1 pseudogene is annotated in these 442 nt (G+C 45.2%); it reads left to right on the top strand.

The annotated features are described in order from the left end of the window. Positions 1-442, top strand: a pseudogene (locus ACTHUR_RS21145) (phenylalanine--tRNA ligase subunit beta); the annotation flags it as partial.

The raw sequence follows: 442 nt of genomic DNA, 5'->3' as shown, positions 1-442 counted from the left end.
TATGAAAGCCGATGTTGAGAGCCTTTTGAAAAACAAGGAAGTATCCTTTGTTAAGACCGAACATCCGGCATTGCATCCTGGTCGTGCCGCCAATATTGTTTCAGACGGCAAAGTAGTTGGTTTTGTTGGCGAGTTGCATCCGAAATGGCTGCAAAAATATGATTTGCCACAAGCGCCGCTGGTATTTGAAATCGATATGGATACTGTATTGGGTCGTGAGAAAACCCGTTATCAGTCTGTATCCAAATTCCAAGCTGCACGCCGAGATTTGGCATTTGTAATGCCTGAAGCTGTGACGCATGATGATTTGTTAAATGCCCTGAAAGCGGCGGCGAACAAGCTGGTTCAAGAAATCAGCGTGTTTGACGTTTACCGCGGTACGGGTGTGCCTGAAGGCATGAAGAGCGTTGCTGTTAAAATTATTTTGCAGGATATGGAAAAC

The organism is Neisseria sp. P0021.S007, assembly GCF_051956855.1.
Note: the sequence above shows the minus strand (reverse complement) of the source record. Positions and strands in the feature narration are given on the sequence as shown.